At 59.7% G+C, this 7,946-nt stretch carries 6 protein-coding genes and 1 pseudogene; 6 read left to right on the top strand and 1 reads right to left on the bottom strand.

Annotated elements, in window-relative coordinates; translation table 11 throughout:
- Nucleotides 1-60: 60 nt before the first annotated feature.
- From AAAB16_RS15860 to dxs, 5 genes are all read left to right on the top strand, one after another.
- Nucleotides 61-702, top strand: a complete 642-nt coding sequence (locus AAAB16_RS15860; protein WP_340664190.1) for an amino acid ABC transporter permease — start codon at nt 61-63, stop codon at nt 700-702.
- 12 nt (nt 703-714) lie between these two features.
- The gene (locus AAAB16_RS15855; protein ID WP_340664189.1) at nt 715-1,377 is read left to right on the top strand and encodes an amino acid ABC transporter permease; all 663 of its coding nucleotides are present in this window, start codon (nt 715-717) and stop codon (nt 1,375-1,377) included.
- The gene (locus tag AAAB16_RS15850) at nt 1,370-2,149 is read left to right on the top strand and encodes an amino acid ABC transporter ATP-binding protein (protein WP_110617324.1); all 780 of its coding nucleotides are present in this window, start codon (nt 1,370-1,372) and stop codon (nt 2,147-2,149) included. The genes AAAB16_RS15855 and AAAB16_RS15850 overlap by 8 nt, the downstream gene beginning before the upstream one ends.
- Before the next feature lie 34 nt (nt 2,150-2,183).
- Entirely contained in the window at nt 2,184-2,945 is a 762-nt protein-coding gene (locus tag AAAB16_RS15845) for an SDR family NAD(P)-dependent oxidoreductase (RefSeq protein ID WP_340664188.1), read from the top strand.
- Nucleotides 2,946-3,128: 183 nt separating this feature from the next.
- Complete coding sequence (dxs, locus tag AAAB16_RS15840; RefSeq protein ID WP_340664187.1) at nt 3,129-5,024, top strand: 1-deoxy-D-xylulose-5-phosphate synthase; 1,896 nt, start codon at nt 3,129-3,131, stop codon at nt 5,022-5,024.
- A gap of 122 nt (nt 5,025-5,146) precedes the next feature.
- Here the strand turns inward: dxs and hemN are convergent, their stop codons facing one another.
- Entirely contained in the window at nt 5,147-6,529 is a 1,383-nt protein-coding gene (hemN, locus tag AAAB16_RS15835; RefSeq protein WP_340664186.1) for an oxygen-independent coproporphyrinogen III oxidase, read from the bottom strand.
- Between the two features lie 311 nt (nt 6,530-6,840).
- Here hemN and AAAB16_RS15830 point away from each other — a divergent pair.
- Nucleotides 6,841-7,946, top strand: a pseudogene (locus tag AAAB16_RS15830) (methyl-accepting chemotaxis protein); the annotation flags it as partial.

Below are 7,946 nucleotides of genomic sequence, written 5' to 3'. Positions count from 1 at the left end.
GCTTTGACCAACGTGCGTCGCAGCTCGCATCCCCCTCTGATTTGAATAAGGAGCCGAGGCATGACCGGTCAAGCCTGGTTGTTATTGTTGGAAGGCGCCTGGACCACCTTGTGGCTCTGCGGTATCGCCATTGCCCTGGGTGTTGTTTTGGGCCTGGGCGTCGCCCTGCTGCGTATGGCCAAGATCCCGTTTGTGGAACAACTGTTGGTGCTCTACGTCAGCCTGGCGCGCGCCACGCCGCTGGTGACCTTTGTACTGTTCCTGTTTCTGTCGGCGCCGATGTTTGGCATCAACATGAACCGCAATACCGCCGCCATCGTTGCCATGACGCTAAACACGGCAGCCTTTAATGCCGAGGTCTGGCGAGCGGCGTTTATGAGCTTTTCCCGCGACCAGAAGGAAGCCGCGCTGGCCTGCGGCATGACCGGTGCGGTGTTCTTCCGCCGCATTATGTTGCCGCAGATGATCACCAGCAGCCTGCCTGGCCTGGTCAACGAGATGTCGTTTTTGATCAAGGGCAGCCCGGCCATTGCCGTGATCGGCATCGTCGACCTGACGCGCGTCACCAACCGTATTTCTGCGGTTACTTACGAACCTTTGCCGCCGATTCTGTGCGCCGCGTTGCTGTACATGCTGATCATCAGCGTGCTGCTCAAGCTGCAAGCGATGGCGGAAAAGAAAGCCAACCGACTGGCCATGTAAGGGGCGCACAAGATGACTGAATGGACGATTTTATGGGAAGCCCGCGAGACCTTTGTCAACGGCCTGATCGGCACCTTGGTGCTATTTGTGTTGTCGACCTTGTGCGCCTTTGTGCTGGGTTGCCTGGCGGTGTATCGGCTGGAGGAAGGTGACCGCCTCTCCTGGACGATTCGGGCGTTGATGAACCTGATGCGCACCCTGCCCTTTCTGATTTTGGCTTACCTGCTGTACTACGGCCTGCCGCAAATCGGCCTGCGGATGGACGCCTGGACCGCCGGGTTTATCAGCCTGATCATTTACCACGCCGCCTACTTTGCCGAGATCTTGCGCGGCGCGCGCCTGGTGATGCCCGAGGGTTATGTGGAGGCGGCGAAGGCCCATGGCTTTACCCCAGGGCGCTTGTTCTGGCGGATTATCCTGCCGCAGCTGGTGATCAAAACCCGACCACTGCTGGGCAACCAACTGATCATTGCCCTGAAAGACACTGCGTTCCTGACCATCATCACCGTGCAGGAACTCACCGCCGCCGCCAACTCGGCGCAGTCCACCTACTTCATTCCCACCCAAGCCTTTGTGCTGGTCATCGGCTTGTATTGGCTGATCAGTATCGGCCTGGAACTGGCACTCAAATGGGCCGGCCGCTTTGGCGCCAAACGAGGTTTTGATTATGTCTAACGCCGTGGAAAACGCTGCCGTACCGGCGGTAAGCATCAAGCGCATGTCGAAAAGTTTTGGTGATATCGAGGTGTTGCGCGATATCGACCTGGAAGTAAAAAAAGGCGAAGTGGTCAGCGTGCTGGGCTCTTCAGGCTCGGGCAAGTCGACCATGCTGCGCTGCATCAACTGGCTGGAAGTACCCGACCGCGGCAGCATTCATATCGCCGGCCAGCGCATCGGCGTTAACGAAGAAGCCGGGCGCAAAATGACTAACAAAGAACTGGCCACCCTGCGCGCCAAAACCGGCATGGTGTTCCAGGGCTTTAACCTGTGGCCGCACCTGACGGTGATCCAGAACGTGATGGAAGCGCCTATCTATGTGAAGGGCATGGCGAAGGACCAGGCCCGCGCTATCGCCGAACAACTGCTGGAAAAAGTCGGCTTGGCCGAGCGCAAAGACGCCTATCCCTTTACCCTGTCGGGCGGGCAAAAACAGCGTGTAGCCATAGCCCGCGCGCTGGCCATGAGCCCGGAAGTGATATTGTTCGACGAACCCACCTCAGCGCTGGACCCCGAGCGGGTTGGCGAGGTGCTGACGGTTATGAAGAACCTGTCCAGCGAGGGCTACACCATGATTGTGGTGACCCACGAAATGGAATTTGCCCGCGCAGTGTCCGACCAGGTGGTGTTTCTTGACCGCGGCCTGATCATCGAAAAATCAGCGCCGGAAAAATTCTTCAGCAACCCGGACACCGACCGGGTGCGCAAATTTCTCGAGCTGTCCCACTGACAGCTCCTCAGTCGCCGTGAAGACGAGGTAAGCAATGAGCAAGGTGGTATTTATCACAGGAGCAACATCGGGTTTTGGCCGGGCCACTGCGCGGCGTTTCGCCGAAGCGGGCTGGTCCCTGGTGCTGAGCGGGCGTCGTGAAGAACGCTTGGTAGAACTGCAAAAAGAACTGGCCGCCAAGGTGCCCGTGCATATCGCCACCCTGGATGTGCGCGATTCAGTCGCCGTGCAAAAAATGGTCGATGACCTGCCCGAAGGCTTTCGCCAGATCCGCAGCCTGATCAACAACGCGGGTTTGGCCCTGGCCCCGGAGCCGGCACAAAAGGTGGCTCTGGAAGATTGGCACACCATGATCGACACCAATATCACCGGCCTGGTTAACGTTACCCACGCGGTGCTGCCCAAGCTGCTGGAAACCGGTGCCGGCGCGAGCATCGTTAACATTGGCTCGGTGGCCGGTGAATGGCCGTACCCGGGTGGCCACGTGTATGGCGCCAGCAAGGCGTTTGTTAAGCAGTTCAGCTTTAACCTGCGCTGCGACCTGATTGCCACCGGCGTTCGGGTAACCGATATCGCCCCCGGCATGGCCGAAACCGAATTCACCTTGGTGCGCACTAAAGGTAACCAGGCAGCTTCCGATGCTATGTATGGCACCACCACGCCGCTAAGCGCCGAAGATATCGCCGAGCAGATTTACTACGTGGCGAGCCTGCCGGATCACATCAATATCAACCGCCTGGAAATTATGCCGAGTCGCCAAGCGTGGTCGGCGTTTGCGGTCGATCGCGACAAGTGATCTAGACGCCAGGCACTGGATGGGTAGCGTCGCAAGCGCTACCCATCTCAATTAGCGACACGGCTAAAACCCCACAAAAGCCCCGGATATCGGTATTTGCCAGAGTGCGTCACGCGCACCCTACGAAAAGCCCACCAGCATCAGGTAAACTGCGCCATCTTTTATACCTATAACGATTGCCTGATGCCCACGACGTTTCACGAGATCCCCCGCGAACGCCCCGCTACGCCTCTGCTCGACCGTGCAGAGACGCCTGTTGGTCTGCGTCGCCTGGGCGAGGCCGAGCTGGAAATCCTCGCCGATGAGTTGCGCCAGGAACTGCTTTATACCGTCGGCAAGACCGGCGGCCACTTTGGCGCAGGCCTGGGTGTTATTGAGCTGACCATCGCGCTGCATTACGTCTTTGATACCCCGGATGACCGTCTGGTGTGGGATGTCGGCCACCAAGCCTACCCGCACAAGATCCTCACCGGCCGCCGTGAGCGTATGCATACGCTACGGCAGAAAGACGGTATTGCCGCCTTCCCGCGCCGCAGCGAAAGTGAGTACGACACCTTTGGCGTCGGCCATTCCAGCACCTCCATCAGCGCCGCGCTGGGCATGGCGATTGCCGCTCAGCTGCAAGGCAGCAAGCGCAAGTCGGTGGCGGTAATTGGTGATGGCGCACTCACTGCCGGCATGGCGTTCGAGGCGTTGAACCACGCCTCCGACGTAAAGGCCAATATGCTGGTGGTGCTGAACGACAACGATATGTCGATTTCGAAAAACGTCGGCGGCCTGTCCAATCACCTGGCCAAGATTCTTTCCAGCCGCACCTACGCCAACATGCGCGAGGGCAGCAAAAAAGTGCTGTCGCGCCTGCCCGGTGCCTGGGAAATCGCCCGTAAAACCGAAGAGCACGCCAAAGGCATGCTGGTGTCCGGCACCTTGTTTGAAGAGTTGGGCTGGAACTATATCGGCCCCATCGATGGCCACGACCTGCCGACCTTGATCACCACCCTGCGCAATATGCGAGAGCTGGAAGGCCCGCAGTTTCTGCATGTGATCACCAAAAAAGGCAAAGGCTTCGCCCCGGCCGAGCTGGACCCGATCGGCTACCACGCCATCACCAAGCTGGAGCCGATCAACGCACCCGTCGCGCCAAAACCGGCTAGCGGGCCGAAGTACTCGGCGGTGTTTGGCCAATGGTTGTGCGATATGGCCGAAGCCGATGCGCGCCTCACCGGCATTACCCCGGCGATGAAAGAAGGCTCCGACCTGGTGGCCTTTAGCGAGCGCTTCCCCAAGCGTTATTTCGACGTGGCGATTGCCGAGCAACACGCCGTCACCCTCGCTGCCGGTATGGCCTGCGAAGGCGCCAAGCCGGTGGTGGCGATTTATTCCACGTTCTTGCAACGCGGCTACGACCAACTGATTCACGACGTGGCGGTGCAGCACCTAGATGTGCTGTTTGCTATCGACCGTGCCGGTTTGGTCGGCGAAGACGGCCCAACACATGCGGGCAGCTTCGATTTGTCCTACCTGCGCTGTATCCCCGGCATCGTCGTAATGACGCCGAGCGATGAAAACGAACTGCGCCGTATGCTGACCACCGGCTACCTGTTCAATGGCCCAGCGGCCGTGCGTTACCCACGGGGCTCTGGCCCGAATGCTGAAATCGACCCGGCCCTGGTGCCGCTGGAAATTGGCAAAGGCGTGGTGCGGCGCAAAGGCCAGGGTGTAGCCATGCTGGTATTCGGCGTGCAACTGACCGAAGCCCTGCAGGTGGCTGAAACGTTGGATGCCACGGTGGTGGATATGCGCTTCGTCAAACCCCTGGACGAAGCCTTGGTGCTGCAAATGGCTGCCGAGCATCAGTTGCTGGTGACCATCGAAGAAAACTCGATCATGGGCGGCGCTGGCGCGGCGGTGAGCGAGTTCCTGGCGCGGGAAAATATCTTCAAGTCGGTGCTGCATTTGGGCTTGCCAGACGTGTACGTCGAGCACGCCAAACCGGCGACCATGCTGGCTGAATGCGGCTTGGATACTGCCGGTATCGAAGCGGCCATCAGCGCGCGGCTGGCGATGCTCAGCCAGTAACACCTTAAGCCGCACTATCGCTTGGTGCGCATAGCACACCCTACAAAAGCAGCTGAATACGTAGGGGGTGCTGTGCGCACCAGGACGTTCCGTGATCGCCCCAGTGCGCACGGCGCCCCCAACTAGATAACGCGCGAAAAGCGCTGGCTGTTCTGCTCACTCAAGTAGCGGTCGAACAGCATGCACACCGAACGCACCAGCAGCCGGCCTGCCGGCAACACCTCAATATGCTTGTCGCTCAAGCTGATCAGCCCATCCCGGGCAAACTGCTGTAACTGCGGCCAGATCTCAGAAAAGTAGCCACGAAATTCAATATTGAACGTGCTTTCAATCAGGCTGAAATCCAGTTTGAAGGCGCAGATCAGTTGCTGAATAACCGCGCGACGAATGCGGTCATCTTCGTTGCACAGCAGGCCGCGTTCCACCGCCGAATGGCCGGCGTCGATGGCGGCGGTGTAGCGCCCCAGGTCGCTGCTGTTCTGGCAATACAGATCGCCCAACTGGCTGATAGCCGATACCCCCAAGCCCACCAGGTCGCAATGCCCGTGGGTGGTGTAGCCCTGAAAGTTGCGCCGCAGCATGCCGTCTTCCTGGGCCACGGCCAGCTCATCGTCGGGCAAGGCGAAGTGGTCCATGCCGATATACACGTAACCCGCTGCGGTCAGTTGTTCGATGCTGCGTTGCAACATTTCCAGCTTGGCGGCCGGGCTTGGCAGGTCGTCGGCACTGATACGGCGCTGCGGCAAAAAGCGCTCAGGCAGGTGGGCGTAGTTAAACAGCGACAGGCGATCCGGCTGCAGCTCAATAACTTTCTCCACCGTGGTGGCGAAACGTTCGGGCGTTTGCTTGGGCAGGCCGTAGATCAGGTCGATATTCACTGAGCGAAATTGCAGGGTCCAGGCGGCTTCGACAATCGCGCGCGTCTGCTCAAAGCTTTGCAGGCGATTGACCGCTTGTTGCACCTGCGGGTCGAGGTCTTGCACGCCCAGGCTGACCCGGTTAAAGCCCAACTCACGCAGCAGGCCCATGGTCGACCAATCGGCTTCGCGCGGGTCGATCTCGATGCCGTAGTCGCCGCTATCGCCCTCCAGCAAGGTGAAATTTTCCCGCAGGTGGCGCATCAATTCGCGCAGTTCGGTATGGCCAAGAAAGGTCGGTGTGCCACCACCAAAATGCAGCTGCTCGACCACCTGGCGACGGTCGAGTTGGCTGGCGATACGACTGATTTCTTCGTGCAGGCGTTGCAGGTACGGCACGGCGCGGCCACGGTCTTTGGTGATGACCTTGTTGCAACCGCAGTAGTAACAAATATTGGCGCAGAACGGCACGTGCACATACACCGAGAGCGGTCGCAGCGCCTTGCGGCTTTCTGCCAGCGCTTGCACCAAGGCGTTGCCGGCAACCTGATCACTAAATTGCAGGGCAGTCGGGTACGAGGTGTAGCGCGGACCGGGACGATCGTAACGGCGAATCAGGTCAGCATCCCAGTGAATGGCATCGAGCATGGCGGCGGTCCGAGAAGAGCGTGGGCGGCCAGTCTAGAAAGCTGCGACAAAGCGGATCTTGACTTGACGCAAGCCGAAGGAAATTCCTTACGCAACGCTGCAACATAGCGCGCACCAAAACCGCGCAGCTGCTCGGCGAAAAAGCCGACTAGAATCAGCTGGGAACCGTGCGTACTCACTGAAAAAGCGACATCCACCTGGCAAAACGCGTCATCGCGCCAGCAATCTGCCATCAACGTCGATGAGCGGTCCTATTTTTGCAATATGCGCTGTTCACGCTAGGCAAAGCACTGCCATTTGCGAGCACGAATATGCAGCTGAAAAGTCACCAAATGGCCCTGAGCGGCCGCGAGAAACACTGGTTGCCCTGGCTGGGCACCCACAATAAGTGGGCTCTGCGCTGGGCCAGCCTGATCAACCGCAGCCAAGCCGCACGCCTGGAAAAAACCTTCAGTGGCATGGCCCAGACGCGGGCGAATTTGCTCCAAGGCTGGACCGCGCAATATTGGCAACAATTGCAGCAGGTCGCCGCCACCCTCACCGAACAATGGCCGCGCCTGGATGCCCAGCAACTGCACAGCATTGCCGAGCCGATGCGTGAGGTGTCGGAGCTGTTTGTGGTCGACCTGCAAGGCAGCATTCTGGGCTCCAGCCATGCCGCGCGAGTTGGCCAGCGCCATGACCCCAAAGCCCTCGCGGCCGGGCTGCAAGCGCCCTTTCTGCAAGGCCCCTATCGCGACGAAGTTACCCAAGCGCTGGGTGCCACCACCTCACGTTTTCATGACGCCGTCACGCTGATGTTTCACCAGCCACTGCAGGTTGCCGGCAAGACCGTGGGCTGCCTGTGCGCGCGTATTCCCAACGATGTTATGAGCGACTTGATCCAACGCGAAGCCGGCCATGTGTACCGCGACTCCGGCGACAACTACCTGTTTATGATCAAGTCGGTGTACGACCCCAGCATCGCCCCCGGTACTGCTTTGTCGCGCTCGCGCTTTGAAGACAACACCTTTACCGCCGGCGAAAACCTCAAGGATGGCGTGCACACCCCCTTTGGCACCGTGCGTGTGCGCCAACACACCGAATTCGAACTGCGCTTTACCGACCCGGCGAGCAAAGAACTGCACCCCGGCGTGCGCGAGACCATCCGCAGCGGCAGCAATATGTTTGTGCTCTACCCCGGCTATCCGGATTACCGCCGCGTGCCCGTGGTCGGCGCCGGCCTGACCCTTAACCTGCCTGGCTCGCCGGACACTTGGGGGATGATGTGCGAGGGCGACCTGGAAGAGGTTTATCGCCCGCGCAGCCTGAGTTACACCCTGCTCAAGGCGCTGCTGCTGAATATTGGCGGCGCGGCGGCCTTGATGGTCGGCGCCCACCAGGTGTTCGATTGGAATGGCGAGCAACTGCCGTGGAC

Origin of the sequence: Pseudomonas sp. (assembly GCF_037994325.1) — a bacterium.
GTDB lineage: Bacteria > Pseudomonadota > Gammaproteobacteria > Pseudomonadales > Pseudomonadaceae > Aquipseudomonas.
The sequence above is the reverse complement of the archived record's forward strand: the minus strand, read 5'-3'. Positions and strand labels throughout refer to the sequence as shown.